We start from the raw sequence: 17,865 nt of genomic DNA, 5'->3' as shown, positions 1-17,865 counted from the left end.
TATTAAAAAAGAACTTGAATACTGAAATTCTGTCATTTGAATTTGAATGGTATTTGCGAGATTATTTCTTTCGGGTAAACAATAGAAATGGTGAGGATTTTGAGAGCATATTTGATAATAACGAAATCTGCAGTTATATGAAAGAAAACTACCTCAAATATAGGGATTGGAAAGTGGAAGAAATAACCAAATTATTTAATACTGTTATATATGATCTCCATGATAGGAATGTTTTGATCGTCAAAAAAGATACTGGTAAAATCATCTTAAAATCCAGGTTTGTACGAAAACAATGTTCAAACTGTTATTATATTAATTACCTCTCCTCATCGGAGTCAATGAATTGCCACAGGTGTAAGTCAGATAATTTGAAGGACTTTCCACCTAGAAAGTAGTTATATATTTAAGAAGTAGAGATTTGGTCCGTAGTAGATTAATTAGTAGGGAGTTATTGAAGTTAATTGAGACTAACAAAGGTTATGTAGGATGAAGTTATCTAATCGATTTCAAGGGTTGGATTCACTGGGTAGTAGAGGATTGGAATGGGTGTATATCGAACAGCCTACAAGGGAAAAAATGGATTTGGTTTCCAAGGAGTATTCTCTCCATGAGTTAAACATAGAAGATTGTTTGTCCAAAAATCAATTACCTAAAATAGATAGGTACGAGGATCATGTTTTTATTATCTTACAATTCCCGACGACCCAGAAGCAAAAGACTTCACCCGGATTTAGTCAACTCTCGTTATTCATTGGAAAAGACTTTCTAATATCCATTCAGCACGGTGACTTGAGGCCACTTTCTGAACTATTTCAGGCTTGCAAAATGGATAATGGAAAGAACAAACAAAACATAATGGGAAATTCCCCAGGATATCTCTTACATTCTATATTGGACGCTCTGGTGGATGATTTGCTTCACATATTGATGAAGGTGATCGGCAACTTGGATGATATTGAGGATGCAGTTTTTGATGACAAGGTGGCTGTCGCAAAAGAAATTTCCATGCTGAGGCGAGAAATAACCACTCTTCGGCGAATAGTACTGCCTCTAAAGAGAATTATGCTTGAAGTTATTTCAAGGGACGTAAGAAAATTCTCTACCGACGTAGAAGAAGAAGACCTTATTTCGTATTTTAATGATATAAATGATCATGTTTCCAAGGTACTCGAAGCGTTAGACGAGTCAAAGGAAACCATCGAGATTTACAAAGATACAGATCATATGTTAAGCAGTGAGAAAACTAACAAGATATTGAGTTTCTTGACAATCTTATTTACGTTATCAATTCCAGTAACAGTAGTCGGAACATTTTATGGAATGAATATTAATATCCCAGGAAGTACGAATTATAGCTACAGCCTAATAGATTTTATGCCCTTAATCGTTACCGTGTGTTTTTCAGTTGGATCGGTAATCATAATGCTTTACTATTTCAGGAAATTAGGATGGCTTAACAACCTTACAAAATAATACAAGAATCAATCCAGTTACTTCCGTATTCATTTAGTGATAAGGCCAGTTTGAAATATGATATTAACCTTCAATATACTTTTATAATACATTAATACTTTTTTATCTAATGGAAAATAAGACAGGCATTATCGCAGTTTTTGCTTTTGCAGCCATTCTGGTGAGCTTTAGCTTGGGTAATGCATTTGCACAAAATACAACTGAAATGTATCCTAACAACACCGAAACAGTCGGAGATTTTGAAGTAATAGAAGGAAATGACACTGCAGTTTTAGATAACGATACAACCATCAGCAATCCAGCAAATGATCTAGAGGACAGTCTTTCAATTAACGAAAACCAAAGTAATTAATCATCATATTTTTTGATCCAGGCTACACTTTTTATTATGTTTTATTGGCTCAGAGATTATTGTCCTTTGCCCATGTAGTAACAGCATCGCGAATTTTTTCAGAAATTCGATTCAATTCACTTAATATTTGAGATCGATCTTCAGAGCCTAGTGCTTTAGATATCATTTCATAACCCCAGATAGTTTGTGTATGAACTTGTTCTGTCATTTCAGGACCTGGTACAGTTTCATACATCTTTCTAAATGCCATATGTGAAAAATTTTGACCGGGACAAGCGCCATGAAAATGTAGAATGTTTGGTTTAATCGATACAATTTCGCCAACATTGAGTGATTTTATGATCAGATTCTCAAAAGTAAATTCCAACAAGGAACCGGATGTGTTAATATCGATTTCGCCTATTACGCCATTTCCGTACAAAGGGACTAGGAATTGTTCGGTCTCATGGAAATGAATTGTGGTCAATGCGCCTCTAGAAAATTCTACAAAATATACTTCCTGATCATTACTACTAGATTCGTTATAGATTTCTCTAATTGTTACTTCGCCATCAAAATAATAAGGATTAACTTTTTTTTCACTTGAATTGTAAAGATTTTTCTTATTCACATTCATTGTTAAGAAATCTAGAATTTATTCTAACTGATTTAGAGATTCGGGATCAGAAGCTGTGTTCGAGAGAGGCGATTAGGTATTTAGGTGATTAAGAGGTTGTTACTTGGGAGCTTAGAGAAGAATACCTATGTAGATGCAATTACAAGAAGCAATACATGCTCACGAGAATGAAATTGGCAACAAGTTACTGTTTAATGCCAAATTCAGATAGAACATTTGAGGATAAATGATAAATTGTGTAGATTTAGTTATCCTAATTCCAGTATCTTAGATTTCTAATGGATATATAATGCTTAAATGGTGGTTACCAAAAATTTCCTTTATCTGAACAAGTCAATTCGGCGCCACAGTTTAGGCATTTTAGATGACATACTGTAATTTCCCCCATTATCGAACCACACCTAATACACTCCATTTTTGTTCTTTTTTGGTTAGGTTTTATGGTGTCTATTTCTCGCTCCAATTTTTTATAATATAGTTAAGGGACTAACTCGTTTTATATTTTTGTGTAATCATCGGGTTTCCATAAGTATTGACATACTTTGAATCTTAAACCAACTTATGCAATAATTGTACAGAATTAAGAAATACGTTTCTTGGTTAAGATTAACTTGCGGTGATCATTTATCCTAATCAAGAGCAATAACAGATATAACCTGTTTTTAGAAACGGTTTTTCTTGTATCATGAGATGTAATCAAATTAAGGGCGAGGATCCTGATTCATTCATTCATTCATAGCCCATCCACCCATCCATCCAGAGTCTATTATTGCTATGAATTAATAATAAGGACGGAAATAGTGAAATTAGAAAAGTATACAGAATATTCTAAAATCCCAGGTAAAGTAAAGAATGTATGAATCGGAAAACTTATGTTATTTGCTATATGTTTAGATACGCCGATCCAGAGTTATTTCAAACTTATGCGGTAGCTACAATCGGTACACACATCAACTGATAGCAAAACAACATTTGGTTGATCAAAATAATACTTTACCTTTTTTTCGATTATTTTATTACAGTGATCACACTTGATATTTCGAAAAAATTGATCGATTTCTGTCGTCACTCTATTAATAATCTACCCATGATACTTGAGCTTTTAGATACTTAAAGTCATCTCATACAAATATAATAAGGACTCATTTATTGCCAGATAGCTCTTTTGTAGCAATCGTCATACAACATTTGTCTATGTTACCAATACTTTCTGAAACAAAAAACCAAATTAGCATTTTACTCAAATTCGGCCAGAAATAATAATAAGGCAAACCAACTAAAAGCCAGAAATAACTTTATATATAAATTTTGTCACTTTTTACTCGTCTATTTGAAAACAGATTTTAAATCACTATAATTTCCCTTTTTTTGGTGTGATATTCTCCAATTGTAACAGGGTCGGTTATTTTTAATGCTTTTCAGATAAGGAAATGTTTCATGCCTAAAATGGCGGTTTTTTGATATCAATTCCCGCTCATAATATGCATTTTGTGCTTATCGATCATTCTAGACCTGGAAGGACAATTTTGACAGCAGTTATTGACAACATAGCTTTAATTATCCTTGCCTGTACCAAATATCAGGAAAAGATGAGCCTGTCAAAAACAGATTATGACATCATAGTAGCAGGTGGAGGGTTAGCTGGACTAATAGTAGCCTCATCTGCAGCTTACTATTCTAAACAAAGAATGAAGGTTTTAGTACTAGATAGGAACTCCATCGACATTCAAGGAAGGAAAACCATTTCTGGTTGGATTTGTGGTGATGCAGTTGGCAAAAACACTGTTGATTACATGACCGATAGAATTAAAATATCATGGGGTTACCCAGAAATCGAACATCCAGTGAAGGGAGTAGTAGCCTTTTCACCGGATCACGAAACCCGAGTGTCATTTGATGGAGAAGGATATATTTTAAATCGAAAACGGTTACCTCAAAAGCAAGTTAGTGAGGCAACCAAAATGGGCGTTGAAATAGCTAGCAATATCATGATTAGACAACTAACAACTGAGAATAACTTTATTGTAGGTGTTGAAGGCGAAAATACAAAAACTAAGGAAATATTTAAGAAAACTGCTAAAGTAGTAGTTGATTGCACTGGTGTTACTTCAGTACTACGAACAAATCTGCCTATTAATTCACACATACAAAGAAGGATAGATAGGAATGATCTAGAATCTACTGGCAGATATATTTACGATTTTGATAAAAAAGGTAATGAAGACAAGACGTTTTTTGACCCAGAATATTGTATAATTCACCTGGATCAAAATTTGGCTCCCGGGGGTTATGGATGGGTGTTTCCGAAAGGAGAAAATAAAGTGAATATTGGTTTGGGTGTTCAACAAAAGCTGTTTGACAAAGCAAACAAGGAAATTGGAAAAAAGAGGGATTTGAAGAAGTTAATAGACGATTATGTCAGTGTTAATCCAGTTATATCAAATCCAAGGTTATCAATAGGAGAGGAGGACCTAGGCAATGAATGGGGCACATGGCAGGTATCTGTAAGGAGACAGAACGATTGCATGGTTGCCAATGGGTATATCATGGTTGGGGACTCGGCATGGATGCCAAAGCCGCTGGATGCTGGTGGCATAGGACCTGCAATAATTGCAGCCACAATAGCTGGAAAAGATATAGTTGAAGCAATAGAATCAGGAGACGTTTCAGAAAATGGGCTTTGGAAATACAATAAGAATTTCATTAACGAATATGGCTATAAGACCGCAGGTCTAGAAGTATTCAGAAGAATGCTCCAACAACTCACCAACGAGCAGATCAATTATGGAATGAAGCACTTTTTGTCAAAAATGGACATTGATAAGATAACTAATGGAGAACATCCAGAATTTAGCACTGTTAGCAAATTAGGTATGATGATAAGAGGAGCACTAAACAAGAAACTTGCAGAGGACTTGAAATTTACTTCTCAAATGAATGAGGAGCTGGTCAAGCATTATAGAAACTATCCCGATACATCAGAAGGATTCCCCGAATGGTCTAAAAAGCTTAATGGGCATCTATCTGAAGCTTTTGCCAAATTCACCTAAGCTCTATATTTTGAATTAAGCACCAAAAAAGAATGCTCCGTGCCTTTAGGTATTTATCAGAACCAAATAAGCACATCATCTAACTAGGGACACTTGGTCAATCCGATCAAGAAAGCTCTTTCGCCTGTATTCCTCGGTTATGGAGATACGAACGTCATCAATTATCCTCTTGCCAACATCTAGTTTCTTTCTGACCCCAGAAACAATATTGTCGTAGAAAGAAAATGGGTATATTAAATCATAAAGGGATTGCATTATAGTAAATAAAGACAATGCTGATTCAAAATCATCCTTCCTAAGATTATCATAGATCATACGCTTGATTTCACCTATGCAGTCTAGCAGTCCTGTAACATATGCGTTTAATGAAACCTGCAGCTCGACATGTCCGCTAAAATGCTCCTTCCTTTCAACAATCTCTTTTAAAATAGCAGCTTCAACGTATTCTTGTTCCGCAGGCCACAAATAACGTTCTAAATCAGAAATAACATATTTTTTGAGTTCAGAAAGCAAAGAAAAAGCATCATTAATTAATTCAGTTGCTTCAACAGTTTTTCCGCTGTGCAGCAATATAATAGCCTTGCTACTCAAAGCAATAATCTCCCTATTTTCCTTTATTAGTTTCTCCCTACTTGATTCCACTTGTTTTAGATAAGAAGAAAACTCATTCAGCGAATCCTGTAATTTGGCAGAATCAATATCAAAAGTCATAATTAGAGTTTCGCGGCTCGTTATAAATAGTTGCTATGAGTGTATAAAAAAAAATTTATGGCATCTAAATCAAACGTTGAGATGGATGACCAATATTCGCAGAAGCAGAGGTTATAATTTTGAGTATCGTTTGGTAAAGCAACTAAATTCTGGAGAATGGATTGCGCGAAGATTGGGAGGATCGAGTACGGGCTTACCTGACATTGTAGCAGTAAATAACCCAGATTCCATATTATTATCAATCGAGGCAAAAACCGCTACAAGCAATAGCATTTATGTTCCCCAAGATCAAATTTACAGATGTTATCTCATTACAGAAATGTTTGAGGCTTACCAAGAAAGATATATAATTTTGGCTTTTAAGTTTATGAGAAAACAAAGACTAATAGTTAAGGGGGAAATAAAATACCTACCAAGAAAAACTAAAGAATACTACAAAATAGTAAGATTTAAGAAAAAACCTACAATATTTCCAATCATCAAATGTAATTACAACGGGGATACTTATGCAATATATAATTCTAAAATAAAGAAAGTTAAGTTAAAAAATTATTTGATGCCTTTTAATGTATAACAGATATTTAAGGGATTAGATTATCATTTGTTTATTGGTCAACGTCTTATGGAGAGAAGGATGGCTAAAACCATTGTCAACTGAGTCATTACCCAATGAAAAATGCAGTTTTTGCAAGAATGATTTCAAAGATTTAGAATTTGTAACATCATGTGAATTCTGCGAAATAGGGATCCTTCATGATGAATGTCATAAAATACATATCACAAAAAATCATAAAGACTCCCTTGATAAGAAAATAAAAACTCATGAAGAAAAGAGATTACACTCATATCAGTAAAAGACTGTCATTCATTTTTTTGTAAAAAATTTATTAATACAGTCTTTAAGATAAGTAAATTTATGGATATGAAAAGCAATCATGCTATAGAGAAAGGATATGAGTCGATATCTTCGGGTCAAATGTACGAGATAGAAAACAACGGAGAATCCATTTATTCTATGAAGAAAACTTTGATGATGGAAAATGCTGGATCTAGAATTGCAGATTTCTTGATTGATGAATTCAAAGAAAACATACTAGAGAATTCTATTGTAGCCGTTTGTGGGAAGGGTAATAACGGTGGTGATTCGATGGTTGCAATACGTCATCTATCAGGATACATTCTAGCACGAAATAAAGCTAAAAATAAAATCAACTTATCAGTGATCATCTTATGTTCCCCTGAGGACTTTAAAACCGAAGAATCCATTCTAAATTGGCAAATCATAAGCAAAATGGGTTCTATTAGAAGACTTATTTTAGACTCAAACAATATCGCTGAAATTGAAGATGAGATCAAAAAGGCAAATATTATTTTGGATGGGATTTTTGGAACAGGAATTAAAGGAGAAATAAAAGAACCCTATTCAAAAATCATAGAAACAATAAATGATAACAAAGGAACTACTTTTATTTTGGCAGTTGATATCCCTTCAGGATTAGATCCAGACAGTGGAAAAATTATTGATAAAGCGATTAGTGCAGACGCCACGATAACTTTTCATCGACCAAAACATGGTTTACTCAAGAATCCGGAGAACGTTGGAAGGTTAATAGTTAAAAAGATTGGTATTCCATTTGAGACAGAAAAAGGGGTAGTGTGACAGAGCTTGAAGATAGAGCAATTTCTGGTAGGAGACATGGCAAATTTCACTTACGTCATCGTGGATGAAAAAAATAAGGATTCGATAATCGTAGATCCCTCCTGGAACTTGGAAATTATCTTTGAATATTTGAAAAATAATTCACTCAGTAATAGGTATATACTAAACACACATTCACATTTTGATCACATATTTGGTAATGAAAAAGTAAAGAGTACCACAGGTGCAAAGGTGATACAGCATAAGTCATCACCATTAGAGAAAGACATTGAGGTAGATGATGGAGAAATTATTGAATTCGGTGATTCAAAAATCAAAATAATCCACACTCCGGGACACTCTAAGGATAGTATTTGTCTAATAATTGATGACAAAGTCATGCTTACAGGAGATACCGTTTTCGTGGGTAGTTGTGGAAGACTTGATCTACCCGGAGGTAATCCACACGAAATGTTTGACTCAATATATGGTAAACTAGTAAACTTGGATGGAAATTTGACAATCCTGCCCGGTCATCATTATGGTTCAAGTAAAACGTCAACATTACAAAAAGAATTTGAATCTAATTTTGTTTTCAAGTTCAAGAATGAGGGCGAGTTCCTTAAATTCATGAGATCGTAAGGACAGAAACCCCACCCTCTGCCTCATCATCATTTTTATTATCTTCCTCAACAACATCAACAACATCAACTCATAACTCACCTTCCCACTCTCCTCCCTTTCACTCCCACCTTCCCATTCACTCCATTTTGCTCCATTAGCAGCTGCGGCTCTTGTTTCAACTGCCGCTTCTGCAGTGTCCTACCCAACCTTCCTTATGGAATGCAAAAGACAATGCGTGGTTGGAGAACCGTTTAATGGCATAAACAACTACCATTTTGTATTCCTTCTCTTCCTTTAGGCGGGCTTCCAACCAGCAAAGGTTATTATTAATAGACTTTGACAGAATTTTGTTGATTACTGACGTTATCCAAAGTCTCCCTTCTAAAGGAGGCAGTAATGATTTATTGTCTTTTAAATCAAATAGAACTTCTTTTATTTTGGCAATATCCTACACGGAGACATCTACTATTCCCGGGCTAACAGTTGCAGGAGCTAATACAGAACTATTGAAATATACACCCGCTGCTGATGCAGAGTATATTTATTATGGTAAATGTAAATGCATTGATACAATTCCCGCGACACCGGATGGAAAACCAACGCCTGCAATAATTTCAAAAACTGCACTTGATTTATCAAATATCCCAATATCAATAGTTGACTCGGGGTCCAAAATCAAACCCATTTTACCTTATGTTAATATTGATTCAGATTCTGGCAAGAACATTCTTCAAGAGCCGGCTCTAGAAATAGACAATGTAATAAAAAACTATGATATGGGCAAATTGCTTGGGAAGGAATTGACCAAAATAAATGAAACTATAATTATAGGAGAAAGTATTCCGGGTGGTACAACAACCGCTTTGGGTGTCATGCAGGCTCTGGGATTTGATGGATATAACAAGGTCAGCAGTAGCATGCCTGACAACCCTAATGAATTGAAAAACATGGTAGTAGAGAAAGCTCTCCTGAGATCAAAAATGAGATCTGGAGATTGTTCAAACGACCCCTTTAGGGCTATAGCAAATTTTGGCGATCCCCTAATGCCCACAATTGTAGGGTTAGCTGAAGAAATCATTTCCCGTAAGCATAAAATTATCTTAGCAGGAGGAACTCAAATGTGTTGTATTCTAGCTTTATTAAAATCATTAAATGTAAGTTTAAGAGATAACATCTGTATTGGAACAACTTCTTACATAATTAATGATAAAAAATCAGATATTTTGGGATTGATGAATACCATTTCAGATGAAGTACCTATTTTCTACATCGATCTCCTTTTAGAAAATTCAACTAAAAAAGGATTAAGATCTTATTCGGAAGGTTTTGTAAAGGAAGGTGCGGGTGCGGGCGGTACATCCATTGCTGCCTTTCTTAATAATCACAATTTAACCAGAGAACAATTCTTACACAAGTTAGAGGAGAACTACGTCAGAACAATTGAAAAGCCTCGGTTGGTCTATACAAACAAATAGTATGCCAAACTTTTAATTTATTAACAATTCGATAGTTTAAATACAAGAGTTTTAGAATGAGAAAACTATGAATGGAATCGAAAGAATCAAGGGCATCGTATTAATCTTGATAGCAATCTCTTTTTTCGCTGCTTATACTTATACTCTCTTTGCAACGGATTTGGGTATTTTATTACTAAAGTTAACTATTGTTGTGATAGTAGGCGTAATATTCTTTATAGTAGGGTGGATTGGGGTTACACTTACAGTCAATGAAAAAAATACTAATGCAAAGTAAGATTCCCTTGCTAAATAAATCGGTTCATTTGGAAATAAAAAGGTCCGTAACTGTTTGATAGAGTCGTGGAGCTACATCTCTAACTATTTGGGTATGTTCTATTTCAAAATCGTACTTTGAGAAGAGGTTGTGAATATGGGCCTCAGAAGTTGGGACAACCCCAGCTTTGGTATCACTTTTTATATGCGAGAAGAAATGTAAACGCCCTCCAGTGGGTCTTAGGCAATTTATGGAAACATCTACAAACTCATGAGCCCTTTCAGGTAATGGAAGTAGCACTCTATCAATGCGGTTTTTGAAGCTGTTTGAACTTAGTACATACTGAGAATCTCCATGTATTGAAAAGATGCGATCCGTTAATCTGTTTATTCTTGAATTCATAATGCTCAAGATATAAGCATCCAAGTTAGAATCAATATTATAAACCTTGATTTGATGCTTTTTTGCCATTATTACTGAAAATGTTCCGACTCCTGCAAACATATTTACTACTATTTCTCCAGGAGAAACCAAGTTTGAAATTCGGAGTCGTTCGGTGGACAATCTAGGTGAGAAATATGTAGTGGCTACATTAACTAAAAATTTGCAACCATACTCCCGATAGTAAGTAACGTATTTCTCATTTCCAGCAATAACTTCTAGCCCTCGTAGCCTGTATTCACCAGAAACTGAAGACCTCTGTAAAAAAACGGTTTTTAGGTTTTTTATACTTTCAAGTATGACTTCTCCAATGATATTTTTTTTTGTTAATAAAGAATCGGGTATTTTGATGATGGCTATATCGCCTATCATATCAAATGAAGAATAAACTTTTTCGAGGTCTTCTTCTGCCAATACCCCTTTGAGAAGTTTTTTTAAAAATTTACTCATCTAGAATTACAACTAGTAGACCTATTTGTTTTTCAAGTAGTAGTAATTACCATCTGTTTTTTGCTGTCTGTCCAGCCTGCTGCTATCTTTGTTAACTCTAGGTCTACCAGTTGTCTCATCTCTTCTAAATGAAATCGAAAGGGATTGAAGAAAATTGTTCATCCCAATTTCCTTGGTAGTGGGAGACGTGCCGGTCCCATTTATACCAGGGATGCCTTCAAACATAACCAACCTATCCGAAACCAGATCTATTAATTGAATGTCATGGTCTATAATTAGTGCAGACTTGCCATTTGATTTAGTAAATCTTTGTATGAATTTCGCAAATGTTATTCTATCTTCAATATCGAGAAATGCAGAGGGTTCATCTAGCGCGTACACATCAGCCGGCCTTATCAGGGATAGTGATATAGCCACCTTTTGCAATTCACCCCCACTGAGCCCCTTTATGGATTTGTCATACAACTTTTTGATTCCTAGTGGAGAAAAGACATGCTCTTCTACCGTAGTGCCTTCGAATGGCCCACCGTTTGTAGAATAGATTAGCGAACGAACATCGCCATCTATATCTTGGTTGAGATATTGAGGTTTGTAGGATATTCTTACGGTAGTGTCGAGGCTACCTTTATCAATTTTTTCAATGCCAGCCAGCATTCGCATAAAGGTAGTCTTACCCAAGGCATTTGCCCCAACAATTCCAACTACCTCCCCTTCATGAATTTCCCCCTTATCAACAGTCAGAGAGAATTGACCAAGGGTTTTCGTTAGAGCAGTATATTCCACTATAGGTGAAGATGAGAGAACAGTCTCGGTAATACTGGATATATCAAATTTATACGCTTTATCTCTGAACCTAACATTTTCAGTAGGAATATACCCTTCTAAGAAATTATTTATGCCAACTTTAGTGCTTTGAAGTGACGATACGATACCATAGGCACCAGGTTCTCCATAAGTGATGTAGATGTTATCTGATAAGTAATCAAGTAAAGACATATCATGTTCTACAATCATTACAGTTTTACCCTCTTTAGCCAAATTATTAATAACCCGTCCCACAGCCAATCGCTGATAAATATCATTAAAAGAAGAAGGTTCATCAAAAAAGTAATATTCTGCATCCTTGGCAGCAGCAACGGCAACTGCTACCCTTTGTAATTCTCCACCACTTAGGGTAGAAAGGTCCCTATCCAGGGAATATTTTAGACTTAACTCTTCTATCAATAAATCCGAAACCCCCCGCTCATCATATTTTTTCAGTAATTCAGATACTGTACCTTTGAAAACCTTAGGAATTAGATATACAAGCTGAGGTTTTATTGATGTACGTAATGATTTGGATTGAATTTTCTCAAAGTGTTTCCGAAGCTCGATGTTTGATAACTTTGTTAAAATTTCATCCCAACCTAATTCCTTATCATAGTTACCAAAATTAGGTTTTATATTTCCTGAAAGCAGATTTATTATTGTAGACTTTCCCATACCGTTCCTACCCACAATACCTGTTACAGTCCCTTCCTTTGGTATAGGAATTTTATATAACCTAAAGCTATTGACTCCATATTGATGTATTTTGTCTACACCAATTTCCTGAGCCAGATTTACTATTACAATAGCATCAAAAGGACACTTTTTAATACAAATAGTACATCCAGTACACAATTCCTCAGAAATAACAGCCTTCCCATCATCTGGCCTTTGAATAATACATTCCCCACCAGTCTTGTTTACAGGACAATAGATGATGCACTCAAGACCACACTTTCTTGGTTGGCACAATTCCTGGTCTAAAACAGCAACTCTATGAGTCAAATTTCCATGTTTATCCAATTGCTTAGTATAATATTCACAAATCTTTTATATAAATCGTGAATTAGAGTGAGGAAAATAGTCAAAAGGCAGCATCTAAAATATTTTGTTAATCTTGAAAGCAAATATTGTCTTTAACTAGAAGAATTAAACAAACTACCAAAGACCAAAGAGATTATAATATAAGCAGAAATCAATGAATTTCTATCAAAATTGATGCAATAAATTTGCTACATGCAGGTTCTTACAATCATAGTGTGTACACCAGGGTCTTTATCCTCCAGCTGACTATCCACCAATCTTTCACTTAGCAAAACTACAAGCCTTGCATATAATGAAACTATCACGGTTGTAAATAAACAATGTCTTAAATATCTCATAGGTTTCTTACATTGGGAAACATCCTCATACAGATATTGTTGTTTGCAAATCTATAATGAAAATTGTATAATTTGATATGCTAAGTAATGATTGTTATCCCCATTCTTAAAAACTGGGTCAGTAATCACATATGTAATATACCTGATTCATAAATTTATTATGCCACCTAGGTTTTGGAATTCTTGATTCACAGGTAGAACACATAGGAAGGATTAAATTGATGGAAACATAATAAAAGATAGCCGGCCATAGCGTTAGGGCCCGACCCGGTCCCATTCCGAACCCGGAAGTCAAACCTGATGTCGCTGCTGGATACTGACGTGCGTGAGCCGTTGGGAAACAGCAGTGCTGGCACCTTTAATTTAATCATTTTCACCCAGAGTAAAACAATTACAATAGAAATCATGACAAAAATAGAAATATGTTACTGGTCTTGATTCTCTTCGAGGAATTTTACAATAGTACGAATTCCAAATCCAGTAGAGCCTTTAGGATTATAACTCTTATCTGCAGTTCCATCTTGAGTCCACGCAGTTCCAGCGATATCAAAATGAGCCCATGGAACATCACTTACAAAATGTGACAAAAATGCTGCAGCTGTAATCGTCCCACCAGTTCTGCCCCCAATGTTCTTAATAGTAGCAACATTACTCTTTATTAGATCTGAAAACTCCTCTGATAATGGCAATTGCCAGATCTTCTCACCAGTAATACGGGATAGTGATACTAATTTACTAACCAATTTATCGTCATTCCCTATAATTCCTGCTATGTTTGTTCCAAGGGCAATTATGCATGCACCTGTTAATGTAGCAAAATCAAGAATATATTTTGGAGAATATTTGGCAATACCATAAGCCAGTGCATCAGCCAAGATCAACCTGCCCTCAGCATCCGTGTTCAAAACTTCGACAGTCTTACCATTGTACATTCTAATAATATCCCCTGGTCTGTACGAAGATCCCGAAGGCATATTTTCTACTGCCGGGATAATCGCTACCACATTGATTGGGACGTCCAAATTTCCCAATGCCTTCATTATGCCTAAAACTGTACAACCCCCGCTCTTATCGAATTTCATTTCATCCATCCTGTCGCTGGGTTTGATCGATATACCGCCAGTATCAAACGTTACTGCTTTTCCCACAAGAACTATTGGTTTGCCTTTGGATGCGGTTGAATTATTGTATTCTACTATGATCAACTTAGGTTCATTTTCACTTCCTTTTCCAACCGAGATAATGCCATTCATACCCAAGTCCTTTATTTGATTTTGATTTAATATGTCAACATGAATGTTTTTCATTTTTTCTAGAGTTTTTGCGGAATTCGCTAAAGCATTTGGATCTATCACATTTGGTGGAGAATTTGCTAAGTCTCTGGCATAAAAGACTGCTTCACATATATTTACTATCTTGCCAATTTCAATCTCATTCTTAAGATTAGAATCGTCTGTGGTGATAATGCTCACAGAATAATTTTCATAAAAGGTTGGTGGAGATTTATCTGCTCTATCTTCCTTAAATTTATTAAATTCGTACAATGACAAGACTAAGCCCTCGATTATTGATTCCACATTGGTAGGACTCGAATAGAAATTAGATATTATAACATTGTGAAAATTTAACTCCTTTGATTTAAGGGAGATTATTCCACCAAGTTGTCTAAATTTATCTTCATTGAGTTTTTTACCATCTCCAATACCTAATAACATGATCTTTATTATCTTATCATCATCATTCATGTAAAGAATTATATTTTTTCCAAATTTTCCTATATTTTCTAAATGTCCCTCATGGATGAATTTGTGAGTATTCAAAGCATCCATCAATTTAGTATTTTTCTTGAGGTAATTTAGATCTTTATTACTTTCATCCAGTCCGATGACAAATAATCCTTCAAAAATATTTACATTATCAACACTCTCTATTGATATTTTTACCATAGATTTATTGAATTCACATTTTATAATTACTTAACTGATTATAAAAAAAAGGCTTTTCCCTTTAAATTTTTATTTTTAACGTTCTAGCTACTCCATTTGATTGAACAACCAATCGAAGGATCAAAATCCTTTTCGATGCTAGATTTCTTTCCATCCAGAATTTTTTGAATATTGTTTTCCATAATGTTGACTGTGGCATTAGAGCTAGGTTCTATGGCGTCATTTATTTTACCATGAAAAGCAAGTTTCTTAGATTCATCAAATAAAAATGGATCTGGGGTACACACTGCTCCAAAATTTTTGGCCACCATTTGGGTTTCATCAATAAGATATGGGAAATTGAGAGAATATTCTCGAGCAAATTTCACCATGTTATCAAATCCCTCTCCATCATAACTTGGGTCGTTACTATTTATTCCAATTATCTGTAGATCAGAGCTATCAAATTTAGCTTGCAATGAAATCAAATCACTTATTCTTGCTTTAACGTAAGGACAATGATTACAAATAAACACTATCAAAAGGGCACGCGAATTAATATCATTTAAAGAGTATTTTTTACTGTCAACCCCTTTTAGTGAGAAATCAGGTGCCTGAGATCCAGCTATCAGTTTTTGTGAAGACTGTGTCTTGACCATTAGATTGTTGGTTATGAAAATAAATAAAAATGTTATCAGATATCAAATTGCCGCAGAGTCACGAATCATGGCTGAATTGGTCTCCCTATTCCTCTATAAAGTTTTTTTTCAAATTCGTCGGGGTTAAGCAAACCTCTACCATCGTAAATGGGAGTTTGACCGATTATGGAGGCATTAAGCTTCAAATATTCTTGATGATTGGTGGCCAAGACTATTAGATCGCGATTGGTAACAGCATAATCCAAATTATTCACTAGTTCTACATTTTTATATTTTAAAATTAGATTGTCTTGTTTTACCAGCGGATCATGAACTATAACGTCCTTAATTTTTAATCTGGTCAATTCTTTTAGGATATCGTAAGTAGGTGAAAGTCTTGTATCAGAAACTCCTCCACGAAAGGCAAGACCTAAAATTGTTACTTTTGATTTCCTCATTACCTTTCTTGGAAGCATTTTTAATGCGTTGGTTAAAGAGTACGAAGGCATATCATTGTTAATTGTTCTGGCTGTTTTAGTAATTCTACAATTTATCTTATTTTTTATCGCAACATCAAGAATGAATTGAGGATAGATTGGGATACATGCACCGCCTACCCCAATCCCTGGATCATGGATATGACAGAAATTCTGTGAGTTGGCTGCCTTCTTGGCTTGCCAAAAATCAATATTTAATCTATCACTTAACCGTGCAAGCTCATTTGCTAGAGCTATATTCACATCCCTGTAGACACCTTCAAATAACTTTTCCGCTTCAGCGGTTTTAATTCCCAAGATTTTTACTAATCCTTTCTTATAGATAAGACCAAACAATTTTTCCGCAAGATCTAGGCTATAATTATCATTGGAAGACACTATTCCAGGATGACCCTCTTCGATGTCAAAAATGGCACGACCTTCGTAAATTCTTTCAGGATTATAAATCACAAAGAAATCCGATGCAGCTCTCATTCCACTTGATTTCTCTAAAATAGGTATCAAAAACTTTTCAGTAGTTCCAGGTGGGATTGATGGGTGTACAGACACGATGTCGTTTCTCTTCAAACCAGTTCCTATCGCCAAGGTCACCTCTTTTACAGCATCCAAATCAGCTTTGTTTTTTCTTATTAAGACAGGAACGCATATCATCTTCAATTTTGAAGTACGGGATGCTTGAATTGGGTCATCATAAACCAAAAATTTGTTATTGTTTAAGCCATTGGTAAAAGTTTCATTAACCATTGGTTCCGGAATATGTGTTAACCCTTTGCGAGCATTTTCTAAGACTTTTGCTGATTTATCAACGCCGATTACAGTCACACCTGACCTCAACCAAGCAGAAGCAATTGGCGCTCCCACATGACCTAAGCCGTAAACTGATACGATGTATTCACCTGATTTGAATTTTCTAATTAGAGTGTCGAAAGGTTCTAAGATTACATCGCCTTGTAAAGGATTATTAGGCTTATCCTTGTTTCCGCCTGATTTCACAATTTGAATATTTTATCATCTTGTTATTATATTTTGACAAATATGCTCATTTTTCCCCTAAGAAACGCTCGAGTCTAAGACAAGTTCTTTTGGAAATTATTACACTAGTAAAAGAAAAATTACTGCTTTTGCCCAATTATATTAGGCAATGTTTTTTCCAAGCTATGCGTTAAATATCGCAGGTTCTGAATGGTTTATCATTTTTATTGTCATAATTATTTTCATATTTCCAAAGAAGATTGGAAGTATTTCTAAAACTATGGGTAAATTTGTAGGCGAATACGAAAAAGCCAAGGGGAAAATTATGGATCAAAAAAATATGTTTGTTTCAGATACTTCAATGACTGACGATGACCACGTTTACAAAGGACCACAGATTCAAGGGCCGATATCATCTGAACGGGAAAAACTAGAAATTATTGCCAAATCATTGAACATAAATTCGGAAGACATGGTAGACGATGATTTAAGAAATTTAATCTCATTGAAATTGAAAGAAACTCGCAATAAAGAACCGAATTGATACTAAATTAAAG

The 17,865-nt window shown here is 35.0% G+C and carries 16 protein-coding genes and 1 rRNA gene; 10 read left to right on the top strand and 7 right to left on the bottom strand.

The genetic code is table 11. The features are described from left to right. Positions 1 to 486: 486 nt before the first annotated feature. Positions 487 to 1,473, top strand: coding sequence for a magnesium transporter CorA family protein (locus tag NMY3_RS08690; RefSeq protein ID WP_196815499.1), 987 nt, complete (start codon positions 487 to 489; stop codon positions 1,471 to 1,473). A 109-nt stretch (positions 1,474 to 1,582) separates the two neighbouring features. Then, a complete protein-coding gene (locus NMY3_RS08685; RefSeq protein ID WP_196815498.1) occupies positions 1,583 to 1,825 on the top strand; it encodes a hypothetical protein in 243 nt (80 codons plus the stop codon). A gap of 49 nt (positions 1,826 to 1,874) precedes the next feature. On the opposite strand, the gene NMY3_RS08680 is transcribed toward NMY3_RS08685, so the two are convergent. Further along, positions 1,875 to 2,435: a hypothetical protein gene (locus tag NMY3_RS08680; RefSeq protein ID WP_196815497.1), complete on the bottom strand. Its 561-nt coding sequence runs from the start codon at positions 2,433 to 2,435 to the stop codon at positions 1,875 to 1,877. Positions 2,436 to 4,030: 1,595 nt separating this feature from the next. On the opposite strand from NMY3_RS08680, the gene NMY3_RS08675 reads away from it, so the two are divergent. Further along, positions 4,031 to 5,491, top strand: a complete 1,461-nt coding sequence (locus tag NMY3_RS08675) for an NAD(P)/FAD-dependent oxidoreductase (RefSeq protein WP_196818515.1) — start codon at positions 4,031 to 4,033, stop codon at positions 5,489 to 5,491. 75 nt (positions 5,492 to 5,566) lie between these two features. On the opposite strand, the gene NMY3_RS08670 is transcribed toward NMY3_RS08675, so the two are convergent. Further along, the gene (locus NMY3_RS08670) at positions 5,567 to 6,202 is read right to left on the bottom strand and encodes a translin family protein (RefSeq protein ID WP_196815496.1); all 636 of its coding nucleotides are present in this window, start codon (positions 6,200 to 6,202) and stop codon (positions 5,567 to 5,569) included. Positions 6,203 to 6,287: 85 nt separating this feature from the next. Here NMY3_RS08670 and NMY3_RS08665 point away from each other — a divergent pair, with 85 nt between their 5' ends. From NMY3_RS08665 to NMY3_RS08645, 5 genes are all read left to right on the top strand, one after another. Further along, positions 6,288 to 6,776 (top strand): hypothetical protein, encoded by a 489-nt coding sequence (locus tag NMY3_RS08665; protein WP_196815495.1) that lies wholly within the window; start codon positions 6,288 to 6,290, stop codon positions 6,774 to 6,776. A 348-nt stretch (positions 6,777 to 7,124) separates the two neighbouring features. Then, on the top strand, positions 7,125 to 7,862 hold the full coding sequence (locus NMY3_RS08660) for an NAD(P)H-hydrate epimerase (RefSeq protein WP_196815494.1): 738 nt from the start codon (positions 7,125 to 7,127) through the stop codon (positions 7,860 to 7,862). A gap of 36 nt (positions 7,863 to 7,898) precedes the next feature. Continuing rightward, the gene (locus tag NMY3_RS08655; protein WP_196815493.1) at positions 7,899 to 8,483 is read left to right on the top strand and encodes an MBL fold metallo-hydrolase; all 585 of its coding nucleotides are present in this window, start codon (positions 7,899 to 7,901) and stop codon (positions 8,481 to 8,483) included. 386 nt (positions 8,484 to 8,869) lie between these two features. Next, entirely contained in the window at positions 8,870 to 9,940 is a 1,071-nt protein-coding gene (gene cobT / locus NMY3_RS08650; protein WP_196815492.1) for a nicotinate mononucleotide-dependent phosphoribosyltransferase CobT, read from the top strand. Positions 9,941 to 10,007: 67 nt separating this feature from the next. Then, positions 10,008 to 10,217 (top strand): hypothetical protein, encoded by a 210-nt coding sequence (locus NMY3_RS08645; protein WP_196815491.1) that lies wholly within the window; start codon positions 10,008 to 10,010, stop codon positions 10,215 to 10,217. A 24-nt stretch (positions 10,218 to 10,241) separates the two neighbouring features. Here NMY3_RS08645 and NMY3_RS08640 read toward each other — a convergent pair whose 3' ends face one another. Then, the gene (locus NMY3_RS08640) at positions 10,242 to 11,087 is read right to left on the bottom strand and encodes a class I SAM-dependent methyltransferase (protein WP_196815490.1); all 846 of its coding nucleotides are present in this window, start codon (positions 11,085 to 11,087) and stop codon (positions 10,242 to 10,244) included. A 21-nt stretch (positions 11,088 to 11,108) separates the two neighbouring features. After that, positions 11,109 to 12,899, bottom strand: a complete 1,791-nt coding sequence (locus NMY3_RS08635) for a ribosome biogenesis/translation initiation ATPase RLI (protein WP_425319402.1) — start codon at positions 12,897 to 12,899, stop codon at positions 11,109 to 11,111. Positions 12,900 to 13,515: 616 nt separating this feature from the next. Here NMY3_RS08635 and rrf point away from each other — a divergent pair. Then, a 5S ribosomal RNA gene (gene rrf / locus NMY3_RS08630) occupies positions 13,516 to 13,634 on the top strand. A gap of 67 nt (positions 13,635 to 13,701) precedes the next feature. Here rrf and NMY3_RS08625 read toward each other — a convergent pair. From NMY3_RS08625 to NMY3_RS08615, 3 genes are all read right to left on the bottom strand, one after another. After that, positions 13,702 to 15,222, bottom strand: coding sequence for a leucyl aminopeptidase (locus NMY3_RS08625; RefSeq protein ID WP_196815488.1), 1,521 nt, complete (start codon positions 15,220 to 15,222; stop codon positions 13,702 to 13,704). A gap of 83 nt (positions 15,223 to 15,305) precedes the next feature. Then, a complete protein-coding gene (locus tag NMY3_RS08620; protein WP_196815487.1) occupies positions 15,306 to 15,860 on the bottom strand; it encodes a thioredoxin family protein in 555 nt (184 codons plus the stop codon). A 65-nt stretch (positions 15,861 to 15,925) separates the two neighbouring features. Next, positions 15,926 to 17,329: a nucleotide sugar dehydrogenase gene (locus NMY3_RS08615; RefSeq protein WP_231099967.1), complete on the bottom strand. Its 1,404-nt coding sequence runs from the start codon at positions 17,327 to 17,329 to the stop codon at positions 15,926 to 15,928. A 148-nt stretch (positions 17,330 to 17,477) separates the two neighbouring features. Between NMY3_RS08615 and NMY3_RS08610 the strand changes: the two genes are divergently transcribed. Continuing rightward, on the top strand, positions 17,478 to 17,852 hold the full coding sequence (locus NMY3_RS08610; RefSeq protein WP_196815486.1) for a hypothetical protein: 375 nt from the start codon (positions 17,478 to 17,480) through the stop codon (positions 17,850 to 17,852). Positions 17,853 to 17,865: the final 13 nt, after the last annotated feature.

Origin of the sequence: Candidatus Nitrosocosmicus oleophilus (genome assembly GCF_000802205.1) — an archaeon.
In the GTDB taxonomy this organism is placed as follows: domain Archaea; phylum Thermoproteota; class Nitrososphaeria; order Nitrososphaerales; family Nitrososphaeraceae; genus Nitrosocosmicus; species Nitrosocosmicus oleophilus.
Note: the sequence above shows the minus strand (reverse complement) of the source record. Positions and strands in the feature narration are given on the sequence as shown.